This is a genomic window from Pseudomonas sp. EU05-FHT14B02 (genome assembly GCF_058791055.1).
This window is the reverse complement of record NZ_JBYTDD010000007.1, coordinates 162,473-179,421: the sequence shown is the minus strand read 5'-3', so window position 1 is coordinate 179,421 and position 16,949 is coordinate 162,473. Positions and strand designations below refer to the sequence as shown.

Sequence of the window (16,949 nt, the reverse complement as noted above, 5' to 3'; positions counted from 1 at the left end):
GGTGGAGAGATGGTTGATCCGTATATCGAGGACGATGGCGCAGAATTTCCGATCAACAACTCCGTGCGGTGTGGTCAGACCCAGTATGTGGCCAGTTTCGGCGAGGATCAGACTGAGGTCGACAAGATCAAGACGAGGGCGTGTCGGGTACTGAAGGGCAAATTTTTACCTAAGGTGGCAGCGCCGGTCAGGAAGTAATCGAACGTCAGGCAGACCCCGCCATAGAGCGGGGTTTTTCATGCCTGAAAAGTTTTATGACAATTTTTTTGAAGGAGGGGATCTTTCACGAAGTTTTCACAACACCCTCCGTAATCTCGACTCATCCGTTAGAAAGCAACACCTGGCCCGTTTCCCCAGCGGGCTTTTTTTTGTCCGCGATAAAACCTTTTCGTTAAACGCTGTCCAACCGTCGCCAATCGCGAAGTTGGACCGGCGTGCTGGACTTTATCCGCGCAAAAGCATTCAATCTCGCCCTCTTTTTGTGTACCCCTATTTTTGAGGTTTTTGTCATGCGTTTAACACTGCCCGCTCTGGTTCTGGGGCTTCTGGTTGCTCAAGGTGCAATGGCTGGTGACGGCACTGCCGCGCTGGGCGGTGGCTTGGGCGGCGCATTGGGTAACGTCGTCGGCCAGAAGATGGGTGGCAGCACTGGCGCCGTGATTGGTGCGGGCGTCGCTGGCGCGGCAGGCAGCGCAGTTGCCGCCAAAAAAGGTCATCGCACCAGCGCTGCTATCGGTGGCGGTGTCGGCGCGGCCGGTGGTTCGGTGATCGGCAATAGCCTCGGCGGCAAGTCCGGTGCCACCATCGGTGCGGGCCTGGGCGGTGCATTGGGCGGCGGCGTGGGCAGCAACCTGGCCAATGGTCACAAGCGTCACTGATCCTGATCCAGATTTGAAAAGAGCCCGGCTTGATGCCGGGCTTTTTCATTAATGAACGTTTTGCGCCGCAGCAGCTCAAATCTTCCATACCCTGGAAGAATGCGAGGCGTGCCATGAACCCGAAAACCAACGACAAAAAAAACGGAAGCCTGAATGCTCGACTATTGATGGTGCCTGCAATTGTTTTTGGATTGCTGGTCTCTCAGGTGGCGCTGGCGGGAGGTAATGGAGATGCCGCAGTGGGCGGTGGTCTTGGTGGGGTGCTGGGCAATGTTGTCGGTGGCCAGCTGGGTGGCAGCACGGGTGCGGCCGTCGGTGCCGGAGTCGGCGGCGCGGCCGGTAGTGCCATTGCCGCGCCAAAGCGCAGTCGCACCGAAGCGGCGGTAGGCGGTGGCTTGGGCGCGGCGGGTGGATCAGTGATCGGCAACACTCTTGGCGGTTCGACCGGATCGGCCATCGGTGCCGGTCTTGGCGGTGCAGCCGGTGGTGCAGTCGGCAATGATCTGGGGAGTGATAGCGACCACTCCCATTCCGGTGGCGGACATAAACATTCGAACAAGCACCACAATAAGCACCACAATAAGCATCACTAGTTGAGCGAGGCATCCCATGACTGCGAAAAGCGAAGACAAGGAAGAAAAGGGGCCGAGCGCGCAGCCATCTATAAACGATCCCGGCAATGAAGACCCGGGATCGCTGATGGATGATGCGACGGTACCGCTTAACGATGCTGATGATGCGGGCGATGTGGGGAATATCGAGTTTGAAGATGAGGAAGAGGACGAGGACTGATCGAATCGTGCCGGCGGATTGACGGGCTGTCCAGCTGATCGAACGCGTCCACCGCCGGACCCTCACCAGGTCGTGACCTGCACTCCAGGTCACACGAGAGGTGCGATTTGAACACTGATCGGAAAGTTCCCGACGTTGATGAAACACCGGAGTATCCGCTGCCGTCACCTACCGACTCCTTGCGTCGCGACCAACGACCACCGGACGATGATGATGCAGGTGTGGAGCAGGTTCCGGGCGACGATGATATAGAGGCCAACCCAGAAGATCGGGACAATGGCGCGGGTGAGCCAGCTATTACAAAGCGACAGTGAAAAGCCCCGGGTCCCGATTGCTTCTTTGAAGTGTCGCTCCGAGGGGGGAATCCGGCTAAAAAATTCCCCGGGGCTCTAGTGGGTCTCCGCAATACCCGTATTTATTCGAAGGTTTTGGAGAGGGCGCATCAGGCTCTCCCTCATCAACACTTGCCCTTCCTTGCTCATACGGCACCGAGCATCCCTGCTTGTCCTCCTGCGGGCAATTCCCGCCCGATCCCAATGGAGCCACCCACCCCGTCGGGTTCCGAGTGTACCGATACGGGTTCAACCCACCGGCCAGCATGACCGGATCCAGCGTCAGATAACGACCAATGTCGGGATGGTAGTAGCGATGACGGTTGTAGTGCAGGCCGCTCTCGGCGTCGAAGTATTGCCCCTGAAACCGTAGAGGCTGTTTGAGTCGTTCGCCGTCGCCCTGGCTCACTTCACGAAGTTTGCCGTGGGCGGTGTATTTGGCCGACCAGACGATAGCGCCGCCGTAGTTGGTCAGTTCCTGCGGGGTACCGAGGTGGTCGAGTTGGTAGTAGAGCGGGCAGGCGTCTGCCGGGCCTTTTCCGTCAAGCAGTGCCAGCGGGCGGAAGCTGCCGGGTTCGTAAACGTAGCTGCAGTAGTGCTCCGGAGCGCTTTCGGCGATGAGCTGGTCGCCTTGCCAGAAGAATTGCGTGGTCTGGCTGCCGATGGTTTTGCGGATGCGCCGGCCGAAGGCGTCGTAGCGGTAGCTGACACTTTTACCGTCCGGGGTGCTGACGCTGATCAGGCGGTGCTGGCTGTCATAGGTGTATTTGGTGACTTGGGGAGGAATGCCGCGGCGTTCGCGGATCAGGTTGCCGAAGGCGTCGTAGTCGTAGTGGCTGTTGCAATGGCGGTGCAGACGGTTGCCCTGGAGCACGAGCGGGCCTGGACGGCCACGGATCAGCAGATTGCCGGCCGGATCATGGGTGAAGTTCTCCGCGAACTGATCGCGGTCGTGGCGTACGCCGGTCAGGCGGTCGAACGCATCGTATTGATAGTGGCGTTGGCCGTGACGGCTGTCGGCAATCTGCAGGAGATTGCCCTTGGCGCTGTAGGCATACTCGCGGCGATACAGCGTTCGTTGCTTTTGGCTGACGCAATGGACCTGCAAGCGGCCTTGCTCGTCGTAGGCGTAATCGCTGAGCAGCAGGCCCTGTTGACGTTCCTGTTCGCGCCCGCCGACAAAACGGTGGCAGGTCAGGCGCGTGCCATTGAGATCGATGGCAGTGAGGGCGCCTCCCTTGGCATGGTGGTAGACAAGAACACAGTCGTCCGGAAGGTGCAGCCGCTTGAGTCGACCGCAGGCATCATAGCCGTAACGCAGGGTGCTCCAGCCCTGATGCTCGGTGATCAACCGGCCCTGGCGGTCGTATTCGAACGCCAGCGGATGGTCCTGACCGTCATCGACGCGGACCAGTCGCCCTAAGTTGTCGTAGTGGTACTCGACCTTGATCCCGTCGGGCAGGGTCTTGAGCAATAAGCGCCCGGCGCTGTCGCGTTGGTATTGTGTGACGAGTTGCGAACCGTCGTCGCCGAACTCGGTTTTTTTCAGCAACTGGCCATTACCGTCATACGCATAAGTGGTACGACGACCATCAAAGCCGGTTTCCTGTCGGATCAATCCGCCAGGCGTGTAGTCCAGCCGATAGAGGTCGCCGACCTCGTTTTCGATCTCGGTGAGCAACAGTTGCGCATGATCGTAGCCGTACTTCAGTGTGCTGCCGTCGGGGTTGATCCGACGGCTGACCAAGTGCAGGTCATCGGCATAATCGTAACGGGTTACTCGTCCCAGTTCGTCGGTTTCGGCGGTGACCTGGCCGTAGGCGTTGTAGCGATAGGCACGGCAGGCACCGTTGGGCAGCGTGATCCTGGTCAGTCGACCCATGGCGTCCCACTCATAGCCGGTGACGGCACCGTGTTCGTCCTGCCGGGTAATCCGTCGGCCCAGCACATCGTAGGAAAAAGCACGCTCGGCACCGTCCGGCAAGGTCTCCTTCAACAGTTGCCCCAAGGCGTTCCAGACAAACCGGTGACCGCTCTGGTCGGGGAATCGGATTGTCAGCAAGCGCCCCTTTGGGTCGTAGAAATAGCGGGTGATCTGCCCGTCGGGATCGGAAACACCAGTGATGTCGCCCTGGGCATTGCGCTGACAGCTCCAGGTCGCCTGACCACGGGTGAGGGTGCGCAGGAAACCGTGCCGATAGTTGCAGGTCATGGGCATCTCATCGGGGGCAAGCCGCGCGTTCAACCAGCCGGCTTCGTCATAATGGTATTCGGTGACGGCGCCGAGGGCGTCCTGCTCGGCGATCAGGCGACCCTGATCGTCGTAGGCCTTGTGCAACTCACCGCCGTCGGGCCCGACCTGGCGTACCAGGCGTGCGCGGTTGTCATGAACGTAAACCTCTTCGCTACCGTCGGCGTTGTTCACTGTTACACAGCCTTTATCGTCCCAGGCGTAACGTGCCTCCATTTGCGAAAACGAGGCCCAATGATGGATGCAGCGGGCTGCCTTGCCAGAGCGTTCCCACGCCCAGAAGAAACTCGCGCCGCCGGCCAGTTGCCGTTGCAGGATGACGTGCCGCTCGTCGTAGTCATAGCGCTCGCTTTCACCTGCTGCGTTGGTTGCCTCGATCAAGCGCCGGCGGGCGTCATAGCGGTAGCTGACCAGTGTCTGTTCGGTGCGCCAGGTGTTTGCCTCGCAGTCGCCGCGCTGAAACACCTGATAGTCAACCGCCACCAGGTGCTTGACGTCGTAACGCAGCAATAAGGCGCGGTCGGCGCCGTTGTCCAGGCGTTGGATCCGGTCACAGCGGTCCCGCTGCACCGTCAGGCGGTTGCCGTAGGCATCGCTGATCGTGCTGAGCCGGCCGTCATGAAAGTGGTAGAACCGTGCGCGGTGACCGGCCAGGGCGAGGATCAGTTCGTCCGGCTCTTCGCCGAGGTAAATCGTCGCTCGCGACAGGCTGTTGTGGATCACCGGGCGCGCCGCCGTCGGCCGTGGAAAGGGCGTGCGACGGTTTTCGGGGTCGATCCACAGCACCCGCTCGCTGTGGAGTTCCAGGTGCTGGGACAGCGAATGGCTCCAGCCAAAACCGAGGCCGCTGTCGATTTCGACGGCACTGGTGCGATAGAGGCGGGTGAAGTCGAAAGGCAAGATTCCGTCGAGGGTGCCATCGGTCAGGGTCAGCAGTTCTTCACCGGTAACCATCGACACCGGGCCGTTGTGGGTAGCGGTTCGCTCGGCGGTGTCGATACTGACACCATTGGGGTTTTTCGCCTGTCTGGAGGCATCCTCGTGGCGTTCATGCCTGCCGGGGCAAAGTATCAGGGGACCGCTGGCGGGGCATGCCAATACCTCTTGGGGATCGAACATCTGCTGTCTTTCGCTTGGCGGAATGTGGAGCGCGAAACTCTGCGGGGGATCGGCGAGGAAAGAAGTCGGGAAAGAGTGGCGCTTGCTGTAGGGCGATTCGCTAAATCGCGGAGGGCTATTCGGCGCTGATCGGGATTTCATCATTGCCCTAGACCGGCGGCGCTCGCTATGCTGCTGAATCCTTTAATCCATGGGGCATCGGCCGTACCTGAGCTGCCCGGGATACCTTAGAAAACGGATCAGATGCGATGAATGCACCACTGAAAGCATTCGGCCCGATCAAGGCCGTGATTTTCGATATGGACGGCTTGTTGCTGGACACAGAAGGCATCTACACCGAAGTCACCTCCATCATTGCCGCGCGTTACGGCCGGACGTTCGACTGGAGCATCAAACAGAACATCATTGGCCGTGGCGCGGGCGATCTGGCGCGCTATGTGGTTGAAGCGCTGGACTTGCCGATTACGGCACAAGAGTTTCTGGTGATCCGCGAGCCGCTGATGCGCGAGCGTTTTCCTACAGCGCAGGCAATGCCCGGAGCACAAGAGCTGGTACGGCATCTGAAGGCCAACAACATTCCCATTGCCGTAGGCACCAGTTCTTCGAGCCAGTCGTTCGGCCAGAAAACCACATTGCACCGCGACTGGTTCGCCTTGTTCGACTTTATCGTCACCGCCGATGACGCCGAGGTAGGTGCGGCCAAACCAGCACCGGATATTTTCCTGACGGCGGCGCGGCGTCTGGGTGTTGCGCCGCAAGACTGCCTGGTGTTCGAGGATTCGCCCTTCGGCGTCACTGCGGCGAAAGCAGCAGGGATGACGGCGATTGCGATTCCGGATGCAGCAATGGCAGATGCCAGGTACGCACACGCCGATGGCATTCTTCGTACGTTGAAGGCGTTTGTGCCAAGTGCTTTTGGTTTGCCGGCGCTGGAATGGACCTAGCTAAAAAGACGGGTAGACACTGGCAAATGTAGGAGCGGGCTTGCTCGCGAAGGCGGTGTGCCAGGCAACATTGATGTCGTCTGACTCACCGCTTTCGCGAGCAAGCCCGCACACATTGGGTTTGCGTTTAACGCATCAGGCGCCAAAACCACCGTCGATGGTCAGGCTGGCCCCCGTGATATAGCCCGCTTCAGGGCTGACAAGGTAGGCGACGAAGCTGGCGATCTCTTCGGCCTTGCCGTAACGGCCCACGGCCATCAACGGGATCAGGCTTTCCGCAAAGTCACCTTCGGCCGGATTCATGTCGGTGTCGACCGGGCCCGGTTGCACGTTATTGATGGTGATGCCTTGCGGGCCGAGATCACGGGCCAGGCCTTTGGTCAGGCCGACCAGCGCCGACTTGCTCATGGCGTACGGACCACCACCGGCGAAGGGCATGCGGTCGGCGTTGGTGCTGCCGATATTGATGATGCGACCGCCTTCGGTCATGTGTCTGGCGGCGGCCTGGGTGGCGATGAATACGCTGCGCACGTTGATGGCCAGGGTCTGGTCGAAGTCTTCGAGTTTGAACTCGTCCAGTGGTGCAACCGCCAGTACGCCAGCATTGTTGACCAGGATATCCAGGCGACCGAAGGCTTCTACTGTGGCGGACACGGCGCCGCGGATGGCGTCGGCGTCGGCGCTGTCGGCCTTGATTGCCAGGGCCTTGCCGCCCTTGGCGATGATGCTGTCTTGCAGTTCTTCGGCTTTGGCCGTGGAGCTGACGTAGGTGAAGGCAACGGTGGCGCCTTCAGCAGCCAGGCGCTTGACGATGGCTGCGCCGATGCCGCGGGAACCACCTTGAATCAAGGCCACTTTACCGCTGAGGTTCTGAGTAGTCATATCGATCTCCAAGTCCCGAGGCGAGATGTCCCGGTTGATGGAGGCTAGTATCGATTCAGGATTACGTGCTGTGTAGACCATAGTTGCGATAGTCTGTGTAAACCAAAAGTTTATAGTGGCATCTATGGAAACCTTCAGCAGTATCGAATGCTTTGTGCGCAGTGCCGAGGTCGGCAGCTTTGCAGAGGCGGCGCGGCGCTTGAGCCTGACACCGGCGGCGGTGGGCAAGAGCGTTGCCAAGCTCGAAGCGCGCCTGGGTGTCAGATTGTTCCAGCGCAGCACTCGCAGCCTGACCCTGACGGAAGCCGGTCAGTTGTTTCTCGGCGAAGTCAGCGGCAGCCTGCACACGATCCAGAATGCCGTGGCCAATCTCGCCAGCGCCGGAGGGCAGCCGGCGGGTACCTTGAAAGTCAGCATGGGGACAGTATTTGGCTGCCTGTACATTGTACCGATGCTCGGCGAGTTTCTGCGGCGATTCCCGGCCATCAACCCGGACTGGCACTTCGACAACCGCCAGGTCGATCTGATCGGGCAGGGTTTCGACGCGGCCATCGGCGGCGGCTTCGAATTACCCCAGGGCGTGGTGGCACGCCAGCTGAGTCCCGCGCATCGGGTGTTGGTGGCTACGCAGGACTACCTGGAGACACATGCAGCGATCAGCGAGCCGGATGACCTCAAGCACCATGACGGGATTCTGATCCGCTCACCGCAGACCGGTCGGGTACGCTCCTGGCAGTTGACCCATCGCAATCAGCAACACAGCCCGTTGATGCTCAAGGCGCGGATGACCATGAGCGATTCCGAGGCTGCCTGCGCCACGGCCGCGCAGGGTCTGGGCATTGCGCTGGTGAGCATGCCGTTTGCCGCGGGTTATCTGGAGTCGGGCAGGCTGCAACGGGTGTTGCCGGACTGGTACATCGACGACGGCTACACCTCCATCTATTACGCCGAACACAAACTGCTGCCGGGCAAGACCCGGGCGTTTGTCGAATTCGTCATTGAGCAGTTTGCCGAACGGGGGTTGGGGCAGAGGTTCAGTGCGGTTTGAGTCAGGCTCAGGTCCGAGTTGCCTCCTTCGCGAGCAAGCCCGCTCCCACATTTGATCTGTTGTAGACACAATGTCTGTATTCAACGGAGATCCAGTGTGGGAGCGGGCTTGCTCGCGAAGGGGGCACCGCGGTCTACCGGGCAAACCGCCCCGGCCAACCAATGATGTTTTTCGGCCGTGGCGTCGCATAAGTTCGCACCTTCGATGTCGACAGCCCCAGTCGCACCAATGATTCGGCAATGGTCACCGCCGCTGTCACCCCATCCACCACCGGTACCCCGGTACGTCGGCGAATCTGCTCGTCCAGCCCGGCCATGCCGCCGCAGCCCAGGCAAATCACTTCGGCCTTGTCCTGGGTCACCGCCAGTTCTGCCTGATGGACGATGGCCTCCAGTGCGCGCTGCGGTTGGTGTTCCAGCTCCAGTACGGCCAGCCCACTGGCCCGCACCGAGGCGCAACGATCCCAGAGGCCGGAGAGCTTGAGGCGATCTTCGATCAGCGGCACGGTGCGGTCGAGGGTGGTGACCACGGAATAGGCGTGACCGAGGAACATCGCCGTGCTGGCGGCGGCGTCGGTGATGTCCACCACCGGCACATTGAGCAGTTCCTGCAAGCCTTCACGGCCATGTTCGCCATAACCGGCCTGGATCACCGCATCGAAGGGTTGGTCGTAGGACATCACCCGGTCCATGACCGCGATGGCCGCCAGGTAACTCTCGAAATTGCCTTCGATGGAGTCGGCACCGAAGTGCGGGGTGAGGCCGACGATTTCCGTGCCGGGTGACGCGACGGCCTGCGCCGATCGGGCGATGGCCTGGGTGATGGATTCGGTGGTGTTGACGTTGACCACGAGAATGCGCATGGGGAGTCCTTATTGCAGTTGGTTCTGCGGCCCGACAACGCCGGGCCGCGACAGGATCAGTGGCTGACGTTGTCGACCGCGATGGCTTCGCCGCTAACATCGACGTAATGCGGTTGGCGCTTGGCGATGATCAGGTAGAGCATCCCGGCGATACCGGCCCCAATCAGCCAGGAGAATGGCGATACGCTGTGGAAACCCGGTACCAATGCCAGGACGATGGCGATCAACGCTGCAGGAATGAACGCTGCCACCGCGCGCAAATTGACACCGTGGCTGTAGTAATACGCGCCGTCAGGGTCTTCGCTGTACAACTGCGGTACGTTGATCCGGCCTTTGCGTACCAGCCAGTAGTCGACCATGATCACCCCGTACAATGGGCCGAGCAGGGCACCGAGGCCGGACAGGAAGTACACGATCACCAGCGGGCTGTTGTAGAGGTTCCACGGCAGGATCAGTACGGCGATGGTCGCGCTGATCAAGCCGGCGCGGCGGAAGGTCAGGTACTTGGGTGCCAGGTTGCTGAGTACGAACGCCGGGGCGACGAAGTTGGCCATGATGTTCACCGCCACGGTGACGATCAGGAATGCCAGGCAGCCGAGCACCAGGAAGAAGGTGTTGGGGATCGAGGCGATGATTTCGGTCGGGCTTTCGATGATCCGGCCATTGATCTGAAATTGTGCGCCGCACAGCAGGACGGTAATGCCGGCGAACACCAGGATATTCACCGGCAAGCCCCAGAAATTTCCGACCTTGATGGTTTTGCGGCACGGCGAAGAACGGGCAAAGTCGCAGAAGTTGAGGATCAAGGTGCCGTAGATCGCCAGCCACAGTGCGCCACCGGCAAAGATGTTGCGCCACATCTCACCTCCAGTCAGCGGCTCACGGATAGACCAGGCGATGGTCGCATCGGCCTGGGTGTACATCCACGCGGCAAGGGCGGCGACGGTCAGCAGAATCACCGGGCCGGCAAATGCCTCATAGCGCCGCACCATCTCCATGCCATAGGCCAGGATCGCCAGTTGCACGAACCAGATCGCGACGAAACACACCCAGCCCAGGGTCGACAGGCCGAGGATCGAGTCGTGGTCGTAGTCGGCGAACCCGGGATGGACCGCCGTTAACAGCACGCGAAAGACCACGGACGCAAGATACGTCTGGATACCGAACCAGGCGATGGCGATAACGGCGCGGATCAATGCAGGAATCTGCGCACCGTGAATGCCGAAACTGATCCGGCTGATGACCGGAAACGGCACCCCGGTTTTCTGGCCCATGTAGCCAGACAGGTTCATGAAAAAGTAAACCAGCGCGGCGCCGATCCCCAGGGACAGGAGAATTTGCCAGCCACCCAGACCCAAGGCGTACAGGCCTATGGCAAACGAGTAGTTGGCAATGTTGTGCACGTCGTTGGTCCACAGGGCAAAGATGCTGTAGCGGCCCCAGCGCCGACCTTCGGACTTGGTCGGTGCCAGGTCTTTGTTGTGCAATCGGGGGCTGAGCACCACGGGAGCGTGATGCGCCTGATTGTCGACGGTGTGGATGGAATGGGAGGAGGGTAGATCCAGCGCGATGTTGTTATTGGAGAGACTAGTACGCATTCCGGCAGGCTCCTGATGCTCGACATCGCGATGACTGTGCATGAGCGTTGGCTCGACAAATCTTCGTCGCGGATGGTGAATATCATTGGTTACGGGGCATCTGCAGCCTGTACGGGATAGGGCGCTTCAGGCTTGCGGATCTAAAGTGTGTGTATGTTTTGAATTGATTGTATACAAAACATGTATGCACTTAAGCCAGAACTGTGCCAGCTGGCAGTTCTATGAAACGCGCTGCTCATTTCGTTTTGTTATGGTTTTTCGCCAAATTACTGAAAAATAGGCAATTAAAATTGACCGATTGAACAGGTATTTATTTTCCGGAGGGGATTCAGGAGGGCATGGCGGTGTATGTCAGGCAGGGGGATGTAACTTTTGGGGGCGCAGAAACGAAAAGTGCACACATAAATGGCACCGATGGTGACATTCCTGTGTACACATTTTTGTGGGGGCGAGCTTGCTCGCGATGGTCGTCAATGAAAACGCTGTATTCCTGACACCCCATGGCGCTCTTGGGTTTATCGCGAGCAAGCTCGCTCCTACAGGGGCATTTACGCTTTCGACTTGCTGATGATATTCCCCGCATGCAGCCCGCATTCCTTCTGCGTCGCTTCTTCCCACCACCAACGGCCTTCACGCTCATGCTGGTTCGGCAGTACCGGGCGGGTGCAGGGTTCGCAGCCGATGCTAATGAAGCCGCGCTCGTGCAGGCTGTTGTAAGGCAGTTCCAGCATGCGGATGTAGCCCCAGATCTCTTCACTGGTCATTTGCGCCAGTGGGTTGAACTTGTACAGAGTGCGTTCCGGGGTGGAGAACGCGGTGTCGATTTCCATCACCGCGACTGCGCTGCGGGTGCCGGGGCTTTGGTCCCGACGCTGGCCGGTCGCCCAGGCCCTCACGCCTGACAGCTTGCGGCGCAGCGGTTCGATCTTGCGTATGCCGCAGCATTCGCCATGGCCGTCCTTGTAGAAGCTGAACAGGCCTTTTTCCTTCACGAACGGCTCAAGTTTCGTGTAGTCCGGCGACACCAGTTCGATGTCGATCTTGTAGTGCTCGCGCACCTGATCGATGAAGCGGTAGGTCTCGGGGTGCAAGCGACCGGTGTCGAGGCTGAACACTTTGACGTTCTTGTTCAGCTTCCAGGCCATGTCCACCAGCACCACGTCTTCGGCGCCGCTGAAAGATATCCACAGGTCATCGCCGAACTCGGCAAACGCGAGTTTCAGAATGTCCTGGGCGGATTTGTTGGCATAGGTCGTGGCGAGTTCCACGACGTCGAACGTTGGGCTCATCAGGGCGGCTTCCTACAGGTCGGTGGCGCTGGGCGCTCTATATGGGGTCGATGGTAACAAAAAGCTGCACGGGCCGGGGCATCCTCTGCGTTGCGCAGGCAGGCCCGAATCGCTAGAGTTCGGCAGTCTTTTTGCTCGCTCGACTCAATAATCAATACAAATGGGAGTGTCTTGTGGAAATTGCCTGTCTGGATCTTGAAGGTGTGCTGGTTCCGGAAATCTGGATCGCCTTCGCCGAAAAAACCGGGATCGAATCCCTCAGGGCCACTACCCGGGACATTCCCGACTACGACGTGCTGATGAAGCAACGCCTGCGCATTCTCGACGAGCACGGCCTGAAGCTCTCCGACATTCAGGAAGTGATCGCCACGCTCAAGCCGCTCGATGGTGCCATCGAGTTCGTCGACTGGCTGCGCGAGCGCTTCCAGGTGGTGATCCTGTCGGACACCTTCTATGAATTCTCCCAGCCGCTGATGCGTCAGCTGGGCTTCCCGACCTTGCTCTGCCATCGCCTGATTACGGACGACACTGGGCGAGTCACTGACTATCAACTGCGTCAGAAAGATCCCAAGCGTCAGTCGGTACTGGCCTTCAAGAGTCTCTACTACCGGGTGATCGCGGCGGGGGATTCCTACAACGACACCACGATGCTGGGCGAGGCCGATGCCGGGATTCTGTTCCATGCACCGGACAACGTGATTGCGCAGTTCCCGCAGTTCCCGGCGGTGCACACGTTTGAAGCGTTGAAGCAGGAGTTCATCAAGGCATCAAACCGGACCCTGAGCTTGTAATCACATTCCCTGTATGTAGGAGCGAGCCTGCTCGCGATGGTCGTCAACGATAACGCGGGGCACCAGACAGCCCGCGTCGTCAGTTGCTCCATCGCGAGCAGGCTCGCTCCTACAGGTTTTGCAGGGTATCGAGCAGCACCTTCACCTTGGTAATCGACTCCTGATATTCGGCCTGCCACTGCGAGTCCGCGACAATCCCGCCACCGCCCCAGCAACACACCTGCCCGTCCTTGACCAGCAAACTACGGATGGCGATGGAGCTGTCCATTTCGCCGCGTACGTCCAGGTACAGCAACGAACCGCAATACAGGCCGCGCCGGGTCGGCTCCAGTTCGTCGATGATCTGCATGGCACGAATCTTTGGCGCGCCGGTAATCGAGCCGCCGGGGAAGCTGCCGGCGATCAGGTCCAAGGCATCGCGCTCATCCGCCAGTTCACCGGTGACGCTGCTCACCAGGTGGTGCACGTTCGGATAGCTTTCCAGGCTGAACAATTCCGGCACCCGCACCGAGCCTGTGCGGCAGGTGCGACCGAGGTCATTGCGCAGCAGGTCGACAATCATCAGGTTTTCCGCGCGGTCCTTGGGGCTGGCCAGCAATTCGGCGGCGTTCGCGGCGTCCTGCTCGGGCGTCAGGCCCCGGGGGCGGGTGCCCTTGATCGGGCGGGTTTCCACATGGCCGTGGCTGACTTTGACGAAGCGTTCCGGCGACAAGCTGAGTACGGCATCGCCATCAGGCAAGTTCTGGAAACCGGAAAAAGGCGTCGGGCAAGCAGCGCGTAGCGCACAGTAAGCGGCCCACGGATCACCCAGGCAGGGTGCGCGAAACCGTTGGGCGAAATTGACCTGATAACAGTCGCCAGCCTGAATGTATTGCTGGATGCGCTCGATGGCCTGTTGATACTCATCGGCGCTCAAGTCGGCAGTCATCGGGGTGAGCAGCTTGAAGGGCGCGCTCGTTTGCGGCGCAGGCTGGCTGAGCAGTTCGATCAGGCGCTGACGCTCGCTGTCGGGCAGGGTCGGGTGGAACACCAATTGACTGGTCTGCAAAAGGTGATCGCTGATCAAGGCCCAACCGTACAAGCCGAAGCGCGCGTCAGGCAGATGCAGGTCGTCACTGGCCTGGCTCGGCAGGCGCTCCAGATGTCGGCCGAAGTCGTAACTCAGGTACCCAATCAACCCACCGGCAAACGGCAACTCATAATTTGCCGGCAGAATGGCTTCGCCCAGACGTGTCAGGTTGTCGCGCAGGCGTTGCAGGAAAGCATCGCCACTTTCGTCGGGCGACACCGTCAGTTGCTCCAATGGCCAGGCGCTGAGCAGGTCATAGCGACCGCGGTCGGCGCTGGGGCGGCCACTGTCGAGCAGGACGGCACCAGGTGCATGGCGAATCGCCGCGAAATATTCGGCGGGGTTGGCGCGATAGGGCAGCGGGTGTACGGAACAGGTCAACATGGGCGGGGGAAGTCAGCCATCGAGGCGGGTTGGCGATTGTAGTCCCCTCGGAGAATTGCTCCTAGAGGGGATTGTAGGAGCGAGCTTGCTCGCGATGGTCGTCAACGATGACGTGGGCTGTCTGAATCCCCGCGTTGTCCTGGCGTTTTTCGCGAGCAAGCTCGCTCCTACAAGAGATGGGCCTCAGCCCTCGACCGCAGGAATATGCCCAAACATCTCCTGCACAAACGCCACGCGCTCTTCGACCGATTCACTCACGCCACGCGCCTTCAGGTCTTCCAGCCGTGCTTCCACCGCATGAGTGCGCAACGTCAGGCCGCAGTCATTGGCAATCTGGATATTCAGCCCCGGCCGGGCATTGAGCTCCAGAATCAGCGGGCCTTTTTCCTGGTCCAGGACCATGTCGACACCGATGTAGCCCAGGCCGCACAACTCATAGCAACCCGCGGCGAGTTTCATGAAACCGTCCCAGTAGGGCAGTTGCACGCCATCCACCGCATTGGTGGTGTCCGGGTGTTTGTTGATGATGTTGTTCAGCCAGGTGCCGCGCAGGGTCAAGCCGGTGGCCAGGTCCACACCGACGCCGATGGCGCCCTGGTGCAGGTTGGCCTTGCCGTTGGACTGGCGCGTCGGCAGGCGCAACATGGCCATCACCGGGTAGCCCATCAAAACAATGATGCGAATGTCCGGAACGCCTTCGTAACTGATACTCTTGAAGATCTGGTCCGGAATCACGCGGTATTCGATCAGCGCCCGGTCGCGGTGACCGCCCAGGGAGTACAGGCCGGTCAGGATGCTGGAAACCTGGTGTTCGATTTCTTCATGGCTGATGATCCGGCCGGACACCGTGCGATAACGCCCTTCAAAGCGGTCGGCGATGACCAGGATGCCATCTCCGCCAGCGCCCTGGGCCGGTTTGATCACGAAGTCATTGCGTGCGCCGATGATCTCTTCGAGATTGTCGATTTCTTTCTCGGTGGAGATCACGCCATACAGTTCGGGCACATGGATGCCGGCGGCGATGGCGCGTTCCTTGGTGATGATCTTGTCATCGACGATCGGGTACAGGCTGCGCTTGTTGTATTTGAGCACGTAGTCTGCGTTGCGCCGATTGATCCCCATGATGCCCCGGGCTTCCAGGGCCTTCCAGGTCTTCCAGAGGCCGAACATCAGGCGTCAGCCTTTTTCAGGAAGGCCTTGAAGCGCACCAGTTCGGTCAGGCGGTAACCGCGATAACGACCCATGGCCAGCATGAAGCCCACCAGGATCAGCAGGATCGCCGGGAAAGTGAACACGAAGTACACCAGTTCCGGCACGCTCATGATCAGGTGCGCCAGGGACGCGGCGAACAGCGTGCCGACGGCCACTTTCATGGCATGGCCACCGCCGCGCTCTTCCCAGGTGATCGACAGGCGTTCGATGGTCATGGTCAGGATCACCATCGGGAACAGCGCCACCGACAAACCGCGTTCCAGGCCGAGTTTATGGCTGAGCAGGCTGATGGCCGCAATCAGCACCACCACGAACGTCAGCACCACCGACAGCCGCGGCAGCATTTGCAGTTTCAGGTGTTCGAGATAGGAGCGCAGCGACAAGCCCAGCGCCGTAATGATGGTAAACAGCACGATACCGAAGCCGAGCTGGGTTTCGCGGAAGGCCAGGGCGATCAGCACCGGGGTGAAGGTGCCCAGGGTCTGTATGCCGATCAGGTTGCGCAGGATCAGGATCACCAGCACGCCGATCGGGATCATCACCATGATCATGAAGGTCTGCTGGGTTTGCAGCGGCAGGCCGTACAGCGAGTACTCAAGGAAATTGGCGTCGGTGTTTTCGTCGGTCAGCTTGGCCAGGCGAATGGCGTTCATTTCGCTGTTGTTCAGGCTGAAGGTCACGTTGGCTTTCTTGCCACCATCGACGGTGATCAGGTTTTCGTCGCCGGTCCACCACAGCAGGCGGTCGGTCGGCAGGCCCTGTTCACCGGTTTCCGGGTTGAAGTACAGCCAGTCGGCGCCATTGAAGCTGCGCAGCCACAGTTCCGGCATTTGCGGCTGGTCGGCCACCAGGCGGATGGTGTGGACCTTCTCGATCGGCACGTGGGCGATGGACAGCAGCAGCTCGACGATTTTCGCCTTGTGCGCCGCGGATGGGTCACCAGCCAGCAGCAGCTTCACGTTGTCGTCATTGAGGTTGTTGACCCGCTTGATGGCTTCGCCAACGAAAGTTTCGACATCGGCTGAGTGTTGGCGAATCGGTGCGAGCAGGGCTTCGGCGGCGATTTTTTCCGGGCCTTCGATGGTCATGCTGTCGCGAAAGGTCGGGCCTTTGATCTTGGCTTTCTCACCGGAATAACGCTTGGTCAGCACCAGGCGGTAATACAGCGTCTGATTGCCTTTGGCCCGGCGTGCCGACCAGGTGACCTTGCGGTTGCCGTCGACCCGATTCACGGCCACGCCGTAGTTGTTGGAGATGAAGCTCTCGTTGAGGCTCACGAAGTCGCGGCTCAGCGGAGGCACGAACATCTGGATCTTGACCGGGTCCTTGGCACTGGCGACGAACTCGACCTTGGCGTCGATGTTCCACAGGTCGTCGGTGGCGTCTTCGGTCACCGGGATGCCCAGCACGAAGATCTGATAGGCCGTAACTGAAATGCCCAGCACCACCAGGATGGCGATCAGCAGTTTCAGGTGAAGGGTAAGAGAGCGCATTTGAA

Annotated in this window: 16 protein-coding genes; 8 read left to right on the top strand and 8 right to left on the bottom strand. The window is 60.0% G+C overall.

All coding sequences use genetic code 11. From position 1 onward, the window contains the following. The first annotated feature begins 9 nt into the window (after positions 1-9). The 5 genes from AC3WTM_RS09575 to AC3WTM_RS09555 all read left to right on the top strand — a co-directional run bounded on the left by AC3WTM_RS09575 (position 10) and on the right by AC3WTM_RS09555 (position 1,984). Positions 10-198: a hypothetical protein gene (locus tag AC3WTM_RS09575; RefSeq protein ID WP_102672848.1), complete on the top strand. Its 189-nt coding sequence runs from the start codon at positions 10-12 to the stop codon at positions 196-198. A 311-nt stretch (positions 199-509) separates the two neighbouring features. Beyond that, positions 510-878 carry a bacteriocin gene (locus tag AC3WTM_RS09570; RefSeq protein ID WP_102672845.1) on the top strand — a complete coding sequence of 123 codons (369 nt, stop codon included), beginning with the start codon at positions 510-512 and terminating at the stop codon, positions 876-878. 167 nt (positions 879-1,045) lie between these two features. Beyond that, complete coding sequence (locus tag AC3WTM_RS09565) at positions 1,046-1,471, top strand: YMGG-like glycine zipper-containing protein (RefSeq protein ID WP_102672847.1); 426 nt, start codon at positions 1,046-1,048, stop codon at positions 1,469-1,471. A 16-nt stretch (positions 1,472-1,487) separates the two neighbouring features. After that, a complete protein-coding gene (locus tag AC3WTM_RS09560; protein WP_057715722.1) occupies positions 1,488-1,670 on the top strand; it encodes a hypothetical protein in 183 nt (60 codons plus the stop codon). 107 nt (positions 1,671-1,777) lie between these two features. After that, positions 1,778-1,984 carry a hypothetical protein gene (locus AC3WTM_RS09555; protein WP_102672844.1) on the top strand — a complete coding sequence of 69 codons (207 nt, stop codon included), beginning with the start codon at positions 1,778-1,780 and terminating at the stop codon, positions 1,982-1,984. A gap of 55 nt (positions 1,985-2,039) precedes the next feature. On the opposite strand, the gene AC3WTM_RS09550 is transcribed toward AC3WTM_RS09555, so the two are convergent. Then, a complete protein-coding gene (locus AC3WTM_RS09550; RefSeq protein WP_102672843.1) occupies positions 2,040-5,372 on the bottom strand; it encodes an RHS repeat-associated core domain-containing protein in 3,333 nt (1,110 codons plus the stop codon). A gap of 248 nt (positions 5,373-5,620) precedes the next feature. Between AC3WTM_RS09550 and AC3WTM_RS09545 the strand changes: the two genes are divergently transcribed. Continuing rightward, positions 5,621-6,316: an HAD-IA family hydrolase gene (locus AC3WTM_RS09545; RefSeq protein ID WP_090454016.1), complete on the top strand. Its 696-nt coding sequence runs from the start codon at positions 5,621-5,623 to the stop codon at positions 6,314-6,316. A 135-nt stretch (positions 6,317-6,451) separates the two neighbouring features. Here the strand turns inward: AC3WTM_RS09545 and AC3WTM_RS09540 are convergent, their stop codons facing one another. Then, positions 6,452-7,198 (bottom strand): 3-oxoacyl-ACP reductase family protein, encoded by a 747-nt coding sequence (locus AC3WTM_RS09540; RefSeq protein WP_102672842.1) that lies wholly within the window; start codon positions 7,196-7,198, stop codon positions 6,452-6,454. Positions 7,199-7,322: 124 nt separating this feature from the next. Here AC3WTM_RS09540 and AC3WTM_RS09535 point away from each other — a divergent pair, with 124 nt between their 5' ends. Beyond that, positions 7,323-8,246: a LysR family transcriptional regulator gene (locus tag AC3WTM_RS09535; protein WP_102672841.1), complete on the top strand. Its 924-nt coding sequence runs from the start codon at positions 7,323-7,325 to the stop codon at positions 8,244-8,246. Between the two features lie 133 nt (positions 8,247-8,379). Here AC3WTM_RS09535 and AC3WTM_RS09530 read toward each other — a convergent pair whose 3' ends face one another. From AC3WTM_RS09530 to AC3WTM_RS09520, 3 genes are all read right to left on the bottom strand, one after another. Further along, a complete protein-coding gene (locus AC3WTM_RS09530; protein ID WP_095964049.1) occupies positions 8,380-9,108 on the bottom strand; it encodes an aspartate/glutamate racemase family protein in 729 nt (242 codons plus the stop codon). A gap of 56 nt (positions 9,109-9,164) precedes the next feature. Further along, positions 9,165-10,706 (bottom strand): NCS1 family nucleobase:cation symporter-1, encoded by a 1,542-nt coding sequence (locus AC3WTM_RS09525; protein ID WP_102672840.1) that lies wholly within the window; start codon positions 10,704-10,706, stop codon positions 9,165-9,167. A 548-nt stretch (positions 10,707-11,254) separates the two neighbouring features. After that, positions 11,255-11,995 (bottom strand): phosphoadenylyl-sulfate reductase, encoded by a 741-nt coding sequence (locus AC3WTM_RS09520; RefSeq protein WP_102672839.1) that lies wholly within the window; start codon positions 11,993-11,995, stop codon positions 11,255-11,257. Between the two features lie 173 nt (positions 11,996-12,168). On the opposite strand from AC3WTM_RS09520, the gene thrH reads away from it, so the two are divergent. Further along, positions 12,169-12,786: a bifunctional phosphoserine phosphatase/homoserine phosphotransferase ThrH gene (gene thrH / locus AC3WTM_RS09515; protein ID WP_057715714.1), complete on the top strand. Its 618-nt coding sequence runs from the start codon at positions 12,169-12,171 to the stop codon at positions 12,784-12,786. A gap of 109 nt (positions 12,787-12,895) precedes the next feature. On the opposite strand, the gene pabB is transcribed toward thrH, so the two are convergent. The 3 genes from pabB to rloB all read right to left on the bottom strand — a co-directional run bounded on the left by pabB (position 12,896) and on the right by rloB (position 16,944). Next, positions 12,896-14,239, bottom strand: coding sequence for an aminodeoxychorismate synthase component I (pabB, locus tag AC3WTM_RS09510; RefSeq protein ID WP_102668990.1), 1,344 nt, complete (start codon positions 14,237-14,239; stop codon positions 12,896-12,898). A 183-nt stretch (positions 14,240-14,422) separates the two neighbouring features. After that, positions 14,423-15,409 carry an alpha-L-glutamate ligase-like protein gene (locus AC3WTM_RS09505; RefSeq protein WP_057715712.1) on the bottom strand — a complete coding sequence of 329 codons (987 nt, stop codon included), beginning with the start codon at positions 15,407-15,409 and terminating at the stop codon, positions 14,423-14,425. After that, a complete protein-coding gene (gene rloB / locus AC3WTM_RS09500) occupies positions 15,409-16,944 on the bottom strand; it encodes an osmotic stress tolerance membrane protein RloB (protein WP_102668989.1) in 1,536 nt (511 codons plus the stop codon). Before rloB ends, AC3WTM_RS09505 begins: the two co-directional genes overlap by 1 nt. Positions 16,945-16,949: the final 5 nt, after the last annotated feature.